Genomic DNA, 15,616 nt, shown 5'->3' with positions numbered 1-15,616 from the left:
CGATCCGCATCGCCCGCGCATACTCCGCAAGGTGGAGGGACCGCTCTTCTGTGCCCCTAGCCTGGGCTTGTGACACCAGGGACGGCAGGGTTCAGAGGGGCTCCCGAGACGCACGGGAAATGGCGGGGCTGGCGGGAGGCCACGCAGGAGGCGCTCTACGGACCGGAGGGCTTCTACCGCGCGGGGCCCGAGGGCCCGGCCGGGCACTTCCGTACGTCCGTGCACGCGTCGCCGCTGTTCGCGGGGGCCGTGGCGGGACTGCTGTGCCGGGTCGACGAGGCGCTGGGCCGGCCCGCGGTGCTGGACTTCGTGGACATGGCGGCCGGCCGGGGCGAGCTGGTCGCCGGGGTGCTGGCGGCCCTGCCCGCCGACGTGGCCGCCCGCACGCGCGCGTACGCCGTCGAGGTCGCCGCCCGCCCGGCAGGGCTCGACCGGCGGATCCAGTGGCTGCCTCGGCCGCCGGACGGCGTCACCGGGCTGCTGTTCGCCAACGAGTGGCTGGACAACGTGCCGGTGGACGTGGCGCAGGTGGACGCCGCGGGCGTGGCGCGCCGGGTGCTCGTACGGGGCGACGGGGCCGAGCGGCTCGGCGAGCCGGTGGCCGGGGCGGAGGCCGAGTGGCTGGCCCGGTGGTGGCCGCTGCCCGCCGAGGAGGGGCGGCGCGCGGAGATCGGGCTCCCCGCGACGAGGCCTGGGCGTCGGCCGTGGCGGCGCTGGACGCCGGGCTGGCGGTGGCCGCCGACTACGCGCACACCGCGGCCGCCCGCCCGCCGTTCGGGACGCTCACGGGCTTCCGTGAGGGCCGGGAGACGGAGCCCGTGCCGGACGGGTCGTGCGACATCACCGCACACGTGGCACTGGACGCGTGCGCGGCCGCCCACACCGCGAGGTGCACTCCGGAGTACGCGCCCCCGAATGCGCTCACACGCCCCCAGCGCGAGATCCTGCGGGCGCTCGGTGTCACCGGCGCACGCCCCCCGCTCGCGCTGGCCTCCACCGACCCGGCGGCGTACGTGCGCGCCCTCGCGAGCGCCTCCCAGGCCGCCGAGCTGACCGCGCGCGGCGGCCTGGGCGATTTCCGGTGGCTGCTCCAGCCGGTGGGGCCGGTCGAAGCCGGGGCGCTACTTGTCGATGTCGCCGACCACGAAGAACAGTGACCCCAGGATCGCCACCATGTCCGCGACCAGCGTCCCGGGCAGCAGCTCGGCGAGCGCCTGGATGTTGTTGTACGACGCCGAGCGCAGCTTCAGCCGGTACGGGGTCTTCTCACCCTTGCTGACCAGGTAGTACCCGTTGATGCCGAGCGGGTTCTCGGTCCAGGCGTACGTGTGGCCCTCGGGCGCCTTCAGCACCTTCGGGAGCCGCTGGTTCACCGGCCCCGGCGCCAGCTCCGCCAGGCGGTCCAGGCAGGCGTCGGCGAGGTCGAGGGCGTTGTGCGTCTGCTCCAGCAGGACCTCGAAGCGGGCCAGGCAGTCCCCGTCGGTCCGGGTGACCACCTTCAGCGTGTCCTGGAGTTCGCCGTAGGCGAGGTACGGCTCGTCGCGGCGCAGGTCGAAGTCGACGCCGGAGGCGCGCGCGATGGGCCCGCTGACGCCGTAGGCGTGCACGGCCTCGGCGGACAGGGCGCCCACGCCCCGGGTACGCCCCCGGAAGATCTCGTTGCCGAGCACCAGGTCGTCGAAGACGTCCATGCGCGAGCGGACGGCGGCGACGGCGCCACGCGCGCGCGTGGTCCAGCCCGCCGGGAGGTCCTCCTTGAGACCGCCGACGCGGTTGAACATGTAGTGCATGCGCCCGCCGGAGACCTCCTCCATCACGTTCTGGAGGACCTCCCGCTCCCGGAAGGCGTAGAAGACCGGGGTGATGCCGCCCAGCTCCAGCGGATACGACCCGAGGAACATCAGATGGTTCAGCACCCGGTTCAGCTCGGCGAGCAGTGTCCGCGTCCACACCGCGCGCGTGGGGACCTCCATGCCGAGCATCCGCTCGACGGCGAGGACGACGCCCAGCTCGTTGGAGAACGCCGACAGCCAGTCGTGGCGGTTGGCGAGCATGATGATCTGACGGTAGTCACGGGCCTCGAACAGCTTCTCCGCGCCGCGGTGCATGTAGCCGATCACCGGCTCCGCGCTCGTGATGCGCTCGCCGTCCAGAACCAGCTTGAGCCGCAGCACGCCGTGGGTGGACGGGTGCTGGGGCCCGATGTTGAGCACCATGTCGGTGCTCTCCGCGGCACCGCCGATTCCGACCGTGGTCTCCGTCGTAGGAGTCATGAACACAGTCTCCCCTACGTACGCTGGCCCCATGGAGACGGGGAGCCCGGACGACGCGGGCACGGCGGGGACGGCGCGGGCGGCCGGGCGGGCGACTCCGGCGGGCCCGTCGGCCGCGCCGCGGGACGAACCGGGGTGGACCGGCCTGCCGCCGGGGCTGCTGCGTCTGCGCCGCCTGCTGCTGGTGGTGTGGCTGGGCCTGCTGACGGTCGCCGCCGGCGTGCTGCCCGCCCTGTTCCTCGACCCTCGCTGGGCCGTCCTGGCCCTCCTGCCGCTGGCCCTGACGGCCTGGGGCTGGGTGATGCTGGAGCGCAACTGGCGCTCCTGGCGGTACGCCGAGCGCGCCGACGACCTGCTGATCAGCCGGGGTGTGCTGTGGCGGGAGGAGACCGTCGTCCCGTACGGGCGCATGCAGCTGGTCGAGGTGACCTCCGGGCCCGTCGAGCGCCACTTCGGCCTGGCCAGCGTGCAGCTGCACACGGCCGCCGCCGCGACCGACGCGACCATCCCCGGCCTCGACCCGGCCGAGGCGGAACGCCTCCGCGACCGCCTCACCGAGCTGGGCGAGGCCCGATCGGCGGGCCTGTGACCGGGTCCGGGACGGGGAGTGGCGCGACCGAGGGCGGTACGGCCGGGCGCGCGGACGGCACCGCGGAGTACATGGGCGAGCCCGGCCCGGCGCCCCCCGACCGAACCTGGAACGCCCCCTCGCGGAACCCGGAACACGAAACCGCCGACCCCTCGGCACACGCGGCAGCCCCCGCCCCCGAGACCCCCGGCACCACCAGGACGCCGACGAACAGCGCGAGCGAACCCGGCCGGACCGACCCCGACCGACACGAGGACAGCCCTCCGAGGAAGGCGAGCCACGACGACACCGCCGAGCCCTCGGAGCACGCCGAACCCTCGAAGCACACCGAACCCTCGGAGCACGCCGAGCCCTCGGAGCACGCCGCGGACGCCGCGTCCGAAGCCACCGGCCCCGACCGCGGCGGCCCCGGCGCGGGTGCCGACGGGACACCGGCGAAGGGGGACGCCGCGAGCCGCGGCCGGGGCGGCGAGGTCGTGGAGCGGCGCCTGCACCCCGTCACGCCCCTGCGGCGGGCGTGGGCGCCGGTCGCGGTGCTCGTCGGGTGGGCCGTGCACGATCCCGACCAGGCGCAGCGCCAGCTGACCCGGCTGACCACGACCCACCTGCTGATCGGCCTCGCCGTACTGATCCCGGCCGCCGCCCTGTACGGCTTCCTCACCTGGTGGTTCACCCACTACGCGGTGACCGACACCGAGCTGCGGATCCGCACCGGCCTGCTGTTCCGGCGTACCGCGCACATCCGCCTCGAACGCATCCAGGCGATCGACGTCACCCAGCCCCTGCTGGCCCGGGTCGCGGGGGTCGCCAAGCTCAAGCTCGACGTCATAGGCACCGGCAAGAAGGACGAGCTGGCCTTCCTCGGCGCCGGCGAGGCGCGGGCACTGCGGGCCGAGCTGCTCGCGCGCGCGGCGGGCTTCGCGCCCGAGACCGCGCACGAGGTCGGCGAGGCCCCCGCGCGGCAGCTGCTGCGGGTGCCGCCCGGCGTCCTCGCCGTCTCCCTCCTGCTGACCGGCGCGACCTGGGGCACACTGCTCGCCGCCGCCGTCGTACCGACGCTGCTGTGGCTGGCCACCCACAACCTGTGGACGGTGCTGGCGACCGCCCTGCCGCTGGTGGGCGCCGCGGGCGCGAGCAGCGCCGGCCGGTTCGTCGGGGAGTACGACTGGACGGTGGCCGAGTCCCCGGACGGGCTCCGCATCGACCACGGCCTGCTCGACCGCGCCCACGAGACGGTACCGCCGGGCCGGGTGCAGACCGTGCGCCTCGTGGAACCGCTGCTGTGGCGGCGCCGCCGCTGGGTACGGGTCGAGCTGGACGTGGCCGGGTCGTCGAACTCCGTGCTCCTGCCGGTCGCCCCGCGCGAGATCGCCGAGTCGGTCGTCGCGCGCGTACTGCCCGGGGTGAGCGTGCCGCCCGGACCGGAGCTGACGCGCCCGCCGCGCCGGGCCGCACGCTGCCGACCGCTGTGGTGGCGCGGCCACGGGCTCGCCGTCACCGACGCGGTCTTCGCCGCCCGGTACGGCCTGCTGCGCCGCAGCCTGGCGCTCGTGCCGCACGCCAAGGTCCAGAGCGTCCGCCTGACGCAGGGCCCCTGGCGCCGCGCCCTGCGGCTGGCCGACGTCCACGTGGACACGGGGGCGAACAAGACCGTGACCGCCCGCCTGCGCGACGCCGAAGAGGCCGCGGAGCTGCTGCGGAGCCAGGCGGAACGGTCCAGGACCGGCCGCCGGGACGCCCCGCCGGACCGCTGGATGGCCTGAGCCCGAGCCCGCGGCCAGGGGGCCGCGGGTCAGGAGACCGCGCTGCGCAGCCCCTGTACGTCGATCTGCTCGGTCTCGTCGTGGGCCGTCAGGTCGATCACCTGGCCCACGCCCCGGGACTCCTCACCGGCCTGCTTGAAGGAGACCTCGGCCTCGGCCTTGTGCAGGGCGAGCGCCTCCTGGCCGACCACGTCGGCGAGGTCCTCGTTCTGGACGGTCTCCAGAGCGGCGTCGGACGCGCCCGCCGCGCCCGCCGCGTTTTCGACGGGCTTGCTGCCGAAGAAGTCGAAGCCGCCCTCGACCACCGGACGCCGCGCCGGGGCGGCCGGTACGACGGCCACCGCGGTCGGCACCGTGAAGTGCCCGTCGGCCCGCCGGGTGGGCTGCGTGGGCTGGGCGGACTGGGTGGGCTGCGCGGGCCGCTCGTCGGACGTCGTGGTCGGGGAGGCGGCGGCGGTGCGCTCATGGCCGTCGGCCGCCTCGGGCTGCCCCTGCGCCTCGTCCTCCGGCCCCGCCTCGGTCGCGGGCACGCCCTCGCCGCCGCCGTCCCCGTCGTCGTCACCACCGGAGCCGTCCGGGACCTCGGAGGCCGCAGCCCGGTCGCCACCGTCCGGACCGGCGGGCACGTCGCCGCCGAAGCGGGCCAGGGCCGCGTTGGCGCGCAGGAACAGCCGGGAACCCTCGGGCGAGAAGACCGCAGGAAGGGCGCCCTCTTCGACCGCGGCATCCGCCCCGGACGTTTCCTGCTCCCGCGCCTCCTGCACCGGCGCCTCCTCTGCCGGAGCGGTGCGGGCCGCCGGCAGCGCGGGTGCCTGCGGCGCGGCCTCTATCTCCAGCAGCCGGCGGCCCTCCAGCGCGCTGGCGCGCTCGGTCTCCGCCGTGGCGTAGCGCCGCAGCAGCGAGGCGTGCTCGTTGCGCAGCCCCGCCAGCTCGGTGCGCTTGGCCCGCAGCCGGTGCTCCAGCTTCTGCCGCAGCTCGCGCGACTCCTCCAGGTCGGACTCCAGTTCGGCGACCCGTTCCTCGAAGCGCCACTCGTCGCTCGCACGCGCGCGGGTGAGGTCGGCGACCTGCCGGCCCGCCTGCGCGTCCCAGTGCCGCATGACGACCGCGCCGACCACGGCCGTCACCGCGGCTGCCGCGGCCAGCACGCGAAGGATCATGGTCTCGCTGAACAACCAGGGCCCGAGGGCGCAGACGACCGAAACACCTGCGATCGCCGACGGAGGAAGCAGCCTGTGCAGAGGCGGGGAATGGCGGTGACGTCCACGTGGCATGGCCAGAAACTTACCGCGCGTAGGCGAATCTTGGCGCCCCGCCCCGTAAAAACACGGCCATCTCCGACGTGTTCACAGCGAACGGGGAATCCACATCCCCGACGACGGACGAATTACCCCCGGATTCCAAGATCATTCAGGAGTCCCGCTCTCCCCCCAGCCGCTCATCGAGCCACCGCAGGGTCGCGGGAATCTCCCGCCGCCAGGTATTGAAGTTGTGCCCGCCGCTTTCCAGGATGATCGACGAGATCCGGGTCGGCCTCTTGTCCTTCACCAGATCAATGAACTTCAGCGTGTCCTTGTAGTTCGTCTCGCCGGTCCTGCTGCTGGTGACGAGCAGTGAAGTGTCGGGCGCGGGCGCGTGCTTGAGGTACCACCACAGACTGGCCCGCTTCTCGAGCCCCTCGTCCCCCTGGAAGAGATCACCCGTGGTGGGGTCGTTCGGCGCGTCGTAGTACGGCGACAGCCCGGCCCCGGCGGCGTACACCTCCGGATGGTGCGCGGCGAGTTTCAGGGCGCAGTAGCCGCCGGTCGAGTTGCCGACGACGCCCCAGCTCCGCGGCCCCTTGGCCACCCGGTAGTGGGTACTGACCGCCTGGGGCAGGTCCTTCGCGAAGAACGTCTCCGTCTGCGGCCCGCCCGGAACGTCCACGCACTCCGTGTCGCGCGGCGGTGCCACCGTGGGCCGCAGCATCACCAGGATCATCGGCCGCATCCGACCGGCCTTCGCCAGCTCAAGCGCCGTACGCGGGTAGTGAAGTTTCTCCACCAGCGCCTCCGCCGTCCCCGGATAACCGGTCAGGACGACGGCCGCGGGAAACGTACGGCCACGGTGCCGCGGCTGAAAGTACTCCGGCGGCAAATACACATACGCCGGTGACGCGATCCGAGACGTACGCCCGACGACCCGTATCTCGTCCACTCGCCCGGAGACGTCCGGCCGCGCCCCGCCCGCCGGCGTCACCCGCCGGTCCCCGACGACCCGCAGCGGCCCGCCGCCCACGCCGGCCGAGTGGTCCACGACCACGCCCTGCCCGTCCTCCCGCCCGAACAGGTCGGCCCAACTGCCGTAGAACCCGAAGGACTGATTGGCGACCAGTCCCACCGCCGCGAAGACCGCCACCTGGGTGACGAGCAGCAGACCGGCCCTCCCCAGAACGGCCCGCACACTCCGCCCGGCCAGCCGCGGCCACAACCACACCGTCCCGGCGAAGAGCAGCACGCCGGCCACCACCGCCAGCGCCAGCACCTTGTTGCTCGTGAGACCCATGCCTTGCTACCCGCCCGCGCTTTCCGTTGATCAGGGGAGTGAACCTCTCCCTCCGAGACACCGTCCTAGAGGGCGCAATGTCGCCGGATGCCCGGAACGGGCCCGGGATCCACGATCTCTCGCAGAACCACAGGTGCGATGTCTGTCAGGACAGATGAGGAAATGTCGGGCGAGGTTCCGACGAGGCCCACCCGCATACGCCGCGCACTGCGCGGCCCCCGCCCGGACCGGATCCCCCTCCTCGTCGGCCGCGCCTGCGTGCTCGTCGGCCTGCTGGACATCGCGGCCGGCTCGTTCCCGCGCTTCCGCCACAGCCGGATGCACGCATTCGCCGAGGTTCTGCCCGGCGCCTTCGGCCCCTTCGCCGCCGCCCTCTCGCTCAGCGCGGGCGTCCTGCTCCTCCTGCTGGCCCACGGTCTCAAGCGCCGCAAACGCCGGGCCTGGCGGGCGGCGGCAGCCCTGCTCCCGCTGGGCGCCGTCGCGCAGTTCACGTACCGCCACTCCCTCCTCGGCGTACTGATCTCGCTGGCCCTGCTGTTCCCCCTGCTGCGCCACCGCGACGAGTTCGCCGCCCTCCCCGACCCCCGCAGCCGCTGGCGGGCGCTGGCCAACTTCGTCCTCATGAGCGCCGGTTCCGTCCTGCTCGGCCTGCTCGTCGTCAACGCCCATCCGCACCGCATGCTCGGCGACCCCAGCCTGGCCGACCGCATCACCCACGTCCTCTACGGCCTGTTCGGCGTCGAGGGCCCGGTGGACTACCGCGGCAACACCTCCTGGACGGTCGCGTTCTCCCTCGGCGCCCTCGGCCTCCTGACCGCCATCACCACCATCTACCTGGCCTTCCGCCCCGAGCACCCCGCGGCCCGCCTCACCGAGGACGACGAGACCCGCCTGCGCGCCCTCCTCGCCCGGCACGGCGGCCGCGACTCCCTCGGCCACTTCGCACTGCGCCGCGACAAGGCGGTCGTCTTCTCCCCCAGCGGCAAGGCCGCCGTCACCTACCGGGTCGTCTCCGGCGTGATGCTGGCCAGCGGCGACCCGATCGGCGACGTCGAGGCCTGGCCGGGCGCCATCGAACGCTTCATGGACGAGGCCCGCGCGCACTCCTGGACCCCGGCCGTCATGGGCTGCTCGGAGACCGGCGGCGAGGTCTGGACCCGCGAAACGGGCCTCGACGCCCTCGAACTGGGCGACGAGGCGGTGGTGGACGTGGCGGATTTCTCCCTCGCCGGCCGCGCGATGCGCAACGTGCGTCAGATGGTCAAGCGCATCGAGCGCGCCGGTTACGAGACCCGGGTACGGCGCGTGGCTGACCTCTCCGACGCCGAACTGGACCGGGTGCGGCGCGCCGCCGACGCCTGGCGCGGCACGGACACGGAGCGCGGCTTCTCCATGGCCCTGGGCCGCGTCGGCGACCCGGCCGACGGCGACTGCCTGATAGCCACAGCCCACAAACAGGACACGGAACCCGGCGAGTACGGCGACCTGAAGGCGGTCCTGCACTTCGTGCCGTGGGGCACGGACGGCGCGTCCCTGGACCTCATGCGGCGCGACCGCGCGGCCGACCCCGGCATGAACGAACTCCTGATCGTGGCCGCGCTCCAGGCCGCCCCGAAACTGGGCATCGCCCGCGTGTCCCTGAACTTCGCGATGTTCCGCGCGGCACTCGCGCGGGGCGAGAAGATCGGCGCGGGCCCGGTCCTCCGCGCGTGGCGCGGCCTGCTGGTCTTCCTCTCCCGCTGGTTCCAGATCGAGTCCCTGTACAAGTTCAACGCGAAGTTCCGCCCCCGTTGGGAGCCACGCTTCGTCGTCTACCGCCGCTCGGCCGACCTCCCGCGCATCGGCTTCGCCGCGATGCAGGCGGAGGGGTTCGTCACGCTCCCCGTTCCCCGCTTCCTCCAGCGCCGGACGCCCTCGCGCCGCCCCTGCGCCCACGGCGTCCCGGACCGGGAGGCACGGACGGCGTGACGTACGGAGGTCCGTTACGGGTGCCGCGTGACCCGGCGTTACCGGGGCTCCGGCGCGGGTGCGGGCGCGAGGGGGTGCGCGGCCCGGCGTTGCGGGGTGCCGCTGCGCCCACCCGTGCCGCCCCAGCGGCACGACTGCCCGCAGCGGCGGCAGAGGGCGGCGACTGCCCGCAGCTGCGGCGGGTGCGACGCGGCGGGGAAGCCGCGTACGGCGAGAAGGGGTCGTGTCGGGGGGTGTCCGCCCGCAGCGGTTGGCGCGTCCGCGCCGGGAAGTTCTGTGGCCGACCGATTCCGCGCCGTTCCGAGGACGGACACCCCCGGCGCGACCCCGACCCACCCACCGCACACACCGCGCAACGCGCACCCCCACCGAACCCCCGCAGGCCGCCGCAGGCACCCCGCGCACCCCCCGCAGCCCACCGCCTACGCTGAACACATGAGCAAGCAGACCGGCCGCCGCCGACGCCATCTCGCGGGACTGACCGCATGGGACCGCTGCGCGGTCATGGGAGTCGTGAACGTGACCCCCGACTCCTTCTCCGACGGCGGCCGCTTCTTCGACACCACGGCGGCCATCAAGCACGGCCTGGACCTGGTCGCCCAGGGCGCCGACCTCGTGGACGTCGGCGGCGAGTCCACCCGCCCCGGCGCCACCCGCGTCGACGAGGACGAGGAACTCAGGCGCGTCGTCCCGGTCGTACGCGGTCTCGCCTCCGAGGGCGTGACGGTCTCCGTCGACACCATGCGCGCCTCCGTCGCCGACCAGGCCCTCGCCGCCGGCGCCGCCCTGGTCAACGACGTCAGCGGCGGCCTCGCCGACCCCCGGATGATCCCGGTCGTCGCCGACGCGGGCGCCCCCTTCGTCGTCATGCACTGGCGCGGCCTCCTGAAGGACGGCAACGTCAAGGGCACCTACGTCGACGTCGTGACAGAGGTAGTCGACGAACTCCACGCACGCGTGGACGCCGTCCTCGACGGCGGCATCGCCCCCGACCGCGTGATCGTCGACCCCGGCCTCGGCTTCTCCAAGGACGCCGAGCACGACCTCGTCCTCCTCGCCCACCTCGACCGCCTCCTCGCCCTCGGCCACCCCCTCCTCGTCGCCGCCTCCCGCAAACGCTTCCTCGGCCGCGTCCTCGCCGGCCCGGACGCCGCCCCGCCCCCCGCGCGCGAGCGCGACGCGGCCACCGCCGCGGTCTCCGCGCTCGCCGCGCAGGCCGGCGCGTGGGCGGTCCGCGTCCACGAGGTCCGCGCCACGGCCGACGCCGTCCGCGTCGCCCGCGCCGTCGAAGGAGCCCGGTGAACGCGCCGCACCTCGACGTCGAACAGGTCGAGGCCGCGAACACCGCCTTCTACGAGGCACTGGAGGAGGGCGACTTCGAGAAGGTCTCCGAGTTCTGGCTAACCCCCTCCGACCTGGGCATCGACGAGTCGTACCACGACCCGGCCGACGCCGGCGTGGTCTCCTGCGTCCACCCCGGCTGGCCGGTGCTCACCGGCCGCGGCGAGGTCCTGCGCTCGTACGCCCTGATCATGGCGAACACGGACTACATCCAGTTCTTCCTCACCGACGTGCACGTCTCCGTCACCGGCGACACCGCCCTGGTCACCTGCACCGAGAACATCCTCAGCGGCGGCCCCGCCCCCGACGGCGGCGAGGAGCTCGGCCCGCTCGTCGGCCAGCTCGTCGTCGCCACCAACACCTTCCGGCGCACACCCGCCGGCTGGAAGCTCTGGTCCCACCACGCCTCCCCCGTACTCGCGGAAACCGACGACGAGGACGGCGAGGACACACCCCCCTGACCCGGCTGCCGGGACCCGGCACCCGGGCCCCGGCACTCAGGATCGAGACCGGAACCGGAACCGGGACCGGGGCCGGGGCCGGGAAGTGGTTGGAATCACGGACCGGCGGGTAGGGGCGGCTACCAACCCGTGATCCACCGGGACCGCCAGGGAGAACGCACGGTGAAAACCCGCCCCCTCCCCACCCCGCCCCGCCCCCCGCGGCCCGCCCCTGTCGGTGCACGCGGGTAGATTCGACTGGGGCCGCCGTACCACCCGCACGTGGTACGACCGGCCGAGACCGACGACTGCAGGAGTGATTCGCGTGGATCGTGTCGCGCTGCGCGGCCTGAAGGCCCGCGGGCACCACGGTGTGTTCCCCAAGGAGCGCGAGGACGGCCAGACCTTCCTCGTGGACATCGTCCTTGGCCTGGACACCCGCCCGGCCGCGGCCGACGACGACCTGGCGAAGACAGTGCACTACGGCATCGTGGCCGAGGAGGTCGTGGCCGTCGTCGAGGGCGAGCCGGTCAACCTCGTCGAGACCCTCGCCGAGCGCATCGCCCAGGTCTGTCTGAAGCACGAAGGGGTCGAGGAGGTCGAGGTCTGCGTCCACAAGCCGGACGCACCGATCACCGTCCCCTTCGACGACGTGACCGTCACCATCATCCGGAGCCGTGTATGAGCGCCCCCTTCGCCCAGGGTCCGAGCGACCCGACCGTACAGCCCGTGCCCGCCTCCGTCATCGAGCAGGTCGACGCCGCGGACACCACCCTGTCCAACCCCAAGCGCGCGGTGGTCGCCCTCGGCGCCAACCTCGGCAACCGCCTGGAGACCCTCCAGGGCGCGATCGACGCCCTGGAGGACACCCCCGGCGTCCGGGTCAAAGGCGTCTCGCCGGTCTACGAGACGGAGCCGTGGGGCGTCGCCCCCGACAGCCAGCCCTCGTACTTCAACGCGGTCGTGATCCTCAAGACGACCCTGCCCCCGTCCTCCCTCCTGGAGCGGGCGCACGCGGTCGAGGAGGCCTTCCACCGGGTCCGCGACGAGCGCTGGGGCCCGCGCACCCTGGACGTCGACATCGTCGCCTACGCCGAGGTCGTCTCCGACGACCCGCACCTCACCCTCCCCCACCCGCGCGCCCACGAACGCGCCTTCGTGCTGGCTCCCTGGCTGGACGTCGACCCGGAGGCCGCCCTGCCCGGCCGGGGCAGGGTCGCCGACCTCCTGGCCGCCGTCACCCGCGACGGCGTCGCGCCCCGCGCCGACCTGGAACTCCAGCTGCCCGAGTAGTCGTTAAGGTCGACGAGGACGACGAGGCCGGGACGACCGCGCCGGGGAGCCGAAGGGACACCGGAACACCGTGAAAGAGCTGCGCATCAGGGTGCTGGCCGGCGTGTTCGTCGTCGCCGGAATCCTGTCCTGGGCCGGCGCCCGCCTGTGGAACTCGGTGGGTACGCTGCCGAGCGTCCCCCTGGCCGCCCCCGTCGTCCTCGCCCTGATCGCGGTGATCCTGCTGGCCACGGCGCTCTCGATCCGCGCCCGCCTCAAGGCCCAGCGGGACCGCGTCCCCGGCGCCAAGGGCGTCGACCCGATGATGGCGGCCCGCGCCGTCGTCTTCGGCCAGGCCAGCGCCCTGGTGGCCGCCCTCGTCGCCGGCATGTACGGCGGCACGGGCGTCTTCCTGCTGGAGTACCTCGACATCCCGGCCCGCCGCGACCAGGCCATCTACGCGGGCGCCTCGGTCGTCGCGGGCATCGCCGTGATAGCGGCCGCCCTCTTCATGGAACGGGTCTGCAGACTCCCGGAGGACGAGGACGACGACCACCCGGGCGCCGCATCGGCGGCATGACCCGCCCCCGGGGACTCAGCGAGCCATGATCAGACTCATGGCCTCGTTGCGCGTGGCGACATCCCGCAGCTGACCCCGCACGGCCGAGGTGAGGGTCTTCGCCCCTGGCTTGCGGATGCCCCGCATGGACATGCACATGTGCTCGCACTCGACCACGACGATCACCCCGCGCGGTTCCAGGATCTCCATCAGGGAGTCCGCGATCTGCGTGGTGAGACGTTCCTGCACCTGCGGGCGGCGCGCATAGACGTCCACGAGCCGGGCCAGCTTCGACAGACCGGTGATCTTCCCGCTGGTGGACGGGATGTAGCCGACGTGCGCCACCCCGCGGAACGGCACCAGATGATGCTCGCAGGTGGAGAACACCTCGATGTCCTTCACCAGGACCATCTCGTCGTGCCCGAGGTCGAACGTCGTCGTCAGCACGTCCTCCGGCTCCTGCCACAGGCCGGCGAATATCTCCTTGTACGCCCGTGCCACGCGCGCCGGAGTCTCCCTGAGGCCCTCGCGGTCCGGGTCCTCGCCGACCGCGATCAGCAGTTCGCGTACGGCGTTCTCGGCCCGCTTCTCGTCGAACTCGCCGATCCGGCCCTCGCCGTCCAGCGTCACGGGGTCGGTCATGTTATGCCTCGTTCCTGATCCGTCCTGCGACGGCATACGAAAATGCCGCACCCCCCAAGGCTAGAACCTGGGGGGTGCGGCATACATTCCGGGCCCGGTCGGGCCGCCTGGGCGGTCCGAGGCGGCCGGGGTCAGCTCTCCGGGCGGTCCTCCGGTGCTCGCTCCGGTGCCGGAGCGGGCTCCACCGTAGTGCTCTTGGTGGTGGAGATCGCCGCCGTCGCGCCGTTCGCCCCGTTCGTCAGTGCCAGCTCCTTGGGGGAGAGCACCGGCGGACGCGTCGAGGGCGTACGGCGGGAAGAACCGGTCCAGGCGGGCCGGGACGGGCGCTTGACGATCTGGGCGAAGACCTCGGCGATCTCCTCCTTGCCCAGCGTCTCCTTCTCCAGCAGCGCGAGGACGAGGTTGTCGAGGACGTCGCGGTTCTCGACCAGGATCTCCCAGGCCTCGTTGTGCGCCGTCTCGATGAGCTTCTTGACTTCCTCGTCGACCAGCGCGGCGACCTCTTCCGAGTAGTCGCGCTGGTGCGCCATCTCACGGCCGAGGAACGGCTCGCTGTTGTCGCCGCCGAACTTGATCGCGCCGAGGCGCTCGGTCATGCCGTACTGGGTGACCATCGCCCGGGCCAGGCCGGTGGCCTTCTCGATGTCGTTGGCCGCGCCGGTCGTCGGGTCGTGGAACACCAGCTCCTCGGCCGCGCGGCCGCCCAGCATGTAGGCGAGCTGGTCGAGCATCTCGTTGCGCGTGGTCGAGTACTTGTCCTCGTCCGGGAGCACCATCGTGTAGCCGAGGGCGCGGCCTCTGGACAGGATGGTGATCTTGTGGACCGGGTCGGAGTTCGGTGAGGCCGCCGCGACCAGGGCGTGACCGCCCTCGTGGTACGCGGTGATCTTCTTCTCCTTGTCCGACATGATCCGGGTCCGCTTCTGCGGGCCCGCGACCACGCGGTCGATCGCCTCGTCCAGCATGTGGTTGTCGATCAGCTTCTGGTCACTGCGGGCCGTCAGCAGGGCGGCCTCGTTCAGCACGTTGGCCAGATCGGCACCGGTCATGCCGGGCGTACGGCGGGCGACGGCCGACAGGTCGACGTCGGGCGCGACCGGCTTGCCCTTCTGGTGGACCTTGAGGATCTCCAGCCGGCCCTGCATGTCCGGGCGGTCGACGGCGATCTGCCGGTCGAAGCGGCCGGGGCGCAGCAGCGCCGGGTCGAGGATGTCGGGCCGGTTCGTCGCGGCGATGAGGATCACGCCGCCCTTGACGTCGAAGCCGTCCATCTCGACGAGCAGCTGGTTCAGGGTCTGCTCGCGCTCGTCGTGACCGCCGCCGAGGCCGGCGCCGCGGTGGCGGCCGACCGCGTCGATCTCGTCGACGAAGACGATGGCCGGGGCGTTCGCCTTGGCCTGCTCGAACAGGTCGCGCACTCGGGAGGCACCGACACCGACGAACATCTCGACGAAGTCGGAACCGGAGATCGAGTAGAACGGCACGCCCGCCTCGCCCGCGACGGCACGCGCGAGCAGGGTCTTGCCGGTACCGGGCGGGCCGTACAGCAGCACACCCTTGGGGATCTTGGCGCCGACGGCCTGGAACTTGGCCGGCTCCTGGAGGAACTCCTTGATCTCGTGGAGTTCCTCGACGGCCTCGTCGGACCCGGCGACGTCGGAGAACGTCGTCTTGGGGGTGTCCTTGGTGATGAGCTTCGCCTTGGACTTCCCGAAGTTCATGACCCGGGAGCCGCCGCCCTGCATTTGATTCATCAGGAACAGGAAGACGACCACGATCAGGACGAACGGGAGCAGGGAGAGCAGGATCCCGACGAACGGGTTCTGCTTCGACGGCGACACCGTGTAGCCGTCGGGGATCTGCTTGTCCTGGTACTTGTTCTGAAGTGTGTTGGCGAGGGTCACGCCCTGGTCGCCGATGTAGCTCGCCTGGATCTTCGAGCTGCCCTCGACCTTCTGGCCGTCCTTGAGCTGGACCTTGATGGTCTGCTCGTCACCGGTGGTCAGCTTGGCCGACTCGACCCTGTTGTCGTTGATCGCCTGGACGACCTGGCCCGTGTCGACCGTCTTGTAGCCACCGGACGAGCCCACGACCTGCATCAACACGACCACGGCAAGGACGGCCAGCACGATCCACATGATTGGCCCACGGAAGTATCGCTTCACGTCCATCCACACGGAGCGGTGTCGCCCCGTCCCTCCTGCCATAGTGAGTTTGATAAGACA

The 15,616-nt window shown here is 72.6% G+C and carries 13 protein-coding genes and 1 pseudogene; 9 read left to right on the top strand and 5 right to left on the bottom strand.

Annotation, left to right across the window (positions count from 1 at the left end; genetic code table 11):
- The first annotated feature begins 69 nt into the window (after positions 1–69).
- Positions 70–1,157 (top strand): annotated as a pseudogene (locus Sru02f_RS01860) (SAM-dependent methyltransferase).
- Here Sru02f_RS01860 and Sru02f_RS01855 read toward each other — a convergent pair.
- Positions 1,122–2,273, bottom strand: a complete 1,152-nt coding sequence (locus tag Sru02f_RS01855; RefSeq protein ID WP_109029531.1) for an NADH-quinone oxidoreductase subunit D — start codon at positions 2,271–2,273, stop codon at positions 1,122–1,124. The pseudogene Sru02f_RS01860 and the gene Sru02f_RS01855 overlap by 36 nt on opposite strands.
- A 31-nt stretch (positions 2,274–2,304) precedes the next feature.
- On the opposite strand from Sru02f_RS01855, the gene Sru02f_RS01850 reads away from it, so the two are divergent.
- Positions 2,305–2,862, top strand: a complete 558-nt coding sequence (locus Sru02f_RS01850) for a PH domain-containing protein (protein WP_167469295.1) — start codon at positions 2,305–2,307, stop codon at positions 2,860–2,862.
- A gap of 476 nt (positions 2,863–3,338) precedes the next feature.
- Positions 3,339–4,625 (top strand): PH domain-containing protein, encoded by a 1,287-nt coding sequence (locus Sru02f_RS01845; RefSeq protein WP_109029533.1) that lies wholly within the window; start codon positions 3,339–3,341, stop codon positions 4,623–4,625.
- Between the two features lie 29 nt (positions 4,626–4,654).
- Here Sru02f_RS01845 and Sru02f_RS01840 read toward each other — a convergent pair whose 3' ends face one another.
- The gene (locus Sru02f_RS01840; protein ID WP_167469294.1) at positions 4,655–5,899 is read right to left on the bottom strand and encodes a hypothetical protein; all 1,245 of its coding nucleotides are present in this window, start codon (positions 5,897–5,899) and stop codon (positions 4,655–4,657) included.
- 136 nt (positions 5,900–6,035) lie between these two features.
- Positions 6,036–7,169 carry an alpha/beta hydrolase gene (locus Sru02f_RS01835; RefSeq protein WP_109029446.1) on the bottom strand — a complete coding sequence of 378 codons (1,134 nt, stop codon included), beginning with the start codon at positions 7,167–7,169 and terminating at the stop codon, positions 6,036–6,038.
- Positions 7,170–7,331: 162 nt separating this feature from the next.
- On the opposite strand from Sru02f_RS01835, the gene Sru02f_RS01830 reads away from it, so the two are divergent.
- The 6 genes from Sru02f_RS01830 to Sru02f_RS01805 all read left to right on the top strand — a co-directional run bounded on the left by Sru02f_RS01830 (position 7,332) and on the right by Sru02f_RS01805 (position 12,770).
- A complete protein-coding gene (locus Sru02f_RS01830; protein ID WP_109029445.1) occupies positions 7,332–9,137 on the top strand; it encodes a phosphatidylglycerol lysyltransferase domain-containing protein in 1,806 nt (601 codons plus the stop codon).
- A gap of 435 nt (positions 9,138–9,572) precedes the next feature.
- The gene (gene folP / locus Sru02f_RS01825) at positions 9,573–10,439 is read left to right on the top strand and encodes a dihydropteroate synthase (protein ID WP_109029529.1); all 867 of its coding nucleotides are present in this window, start codon (positions 9,573–9,575) and stop codon (positions 10,437–10,439) included.
- Positions 10,436–10,939, top strand: a complete 504-nt coding sequence (locus Sru02f_RS01820) for a nuclear transport factor 2 family protein (RefSeq protein WP_109029444.1) — start codon at positions 10,436–10,438, stop codon at positions 10,937–10,939. The genes folP and Sru02f_RS01820 overlap by 4 nt, the downstream gene beginning before the upstream one ends.
- Before the next feature lie 304 nt (positions 10,940–11,243).
- Complete coding sequence (folB, locus tag Sru02f_RS01815; RefSeq protein ID WP_011028954.1) at positions 11,244–11,603, top strand: dihydroneopterin aldolase; 360 nt, start codon at positions 11,244–11,246, stop codon at positions 11,601–11,603.
- Positions 11,600–12,211: a 2-amino-4-hydroxy-6-hydroxymethyldihydropteridine diphosphokinase gene (gene folK / locus Sru02f_RS01810; RefSeq protein ID WP_003975432.1), complete on the top strand. Its 612-nt coding sequence runs from the start codon at positions 11,600–11,602 to the stop codon at positions 12,209–12,211. The genes folB and folK overlap by 4 nt, the downstream gene beginning before the upstream one ends.
- Positions 12,212–12,281: 70 nt before the next feature.
- Complete coding sequence (locus Sru02f_RS01805) at positions 12,282–12,770, top strand: DUF3180 domain-containing protein (RefSeq protein ID WP_109029443.1); 489 nt, start codon at positions 12,282–12,284, stop codon at positions 12,768–12,770.
- Positions 12,771–12,785: 15 nt separating this feature from the next.
- Here the strand turns inward: Sru02f_RS01805 and folE are convergent, their stop codons facing one another.
- Complete coding sequence (folE, locus tag Sru02f_RS01800) at positions 12,786–13,391, bottom strand: GTP cyclohydrolase I FolE (protein WP_109029442.1); 606 nt, start codon at positions 13,389–13,391, stop codon at positions 12,786–12,788.
- 131 nt (positions 13,392–13,522) lie between these two features.
- Positions 13,523–15,562 carry an ATP-dependent zinc metalloprotease FtsH gene (gene ftsH / locus Sru02f_RS01795; protein WP_109029441.1) on the bottom strand — a complete coding sequence of 680 codons (2,040 nt, stop codon included), beginning with the start codon at positions 15,560–15,562 and terminating at the stop codon, positions 13,523–13,525.
- Positions 15,563–15,616 lie beyond the last annotated feature (54 nt).

The sequence above is a fragment of the Streptomyces rubrogriseus genome (assembly GCF_027947575.1).
Classification (GTDB): domain Bacteria; phylum Actinomycetota; class Actinomycetes; order Streptomycetales; family Streptomycetaceae; genus Streptomyces; species Streptomyces rubrogriseus.
The sequence above is the reverse complement of the archived record's forward strand: the minus strand, read 5'-3'. Positions and strand labels throughout refer to the sequence as shown.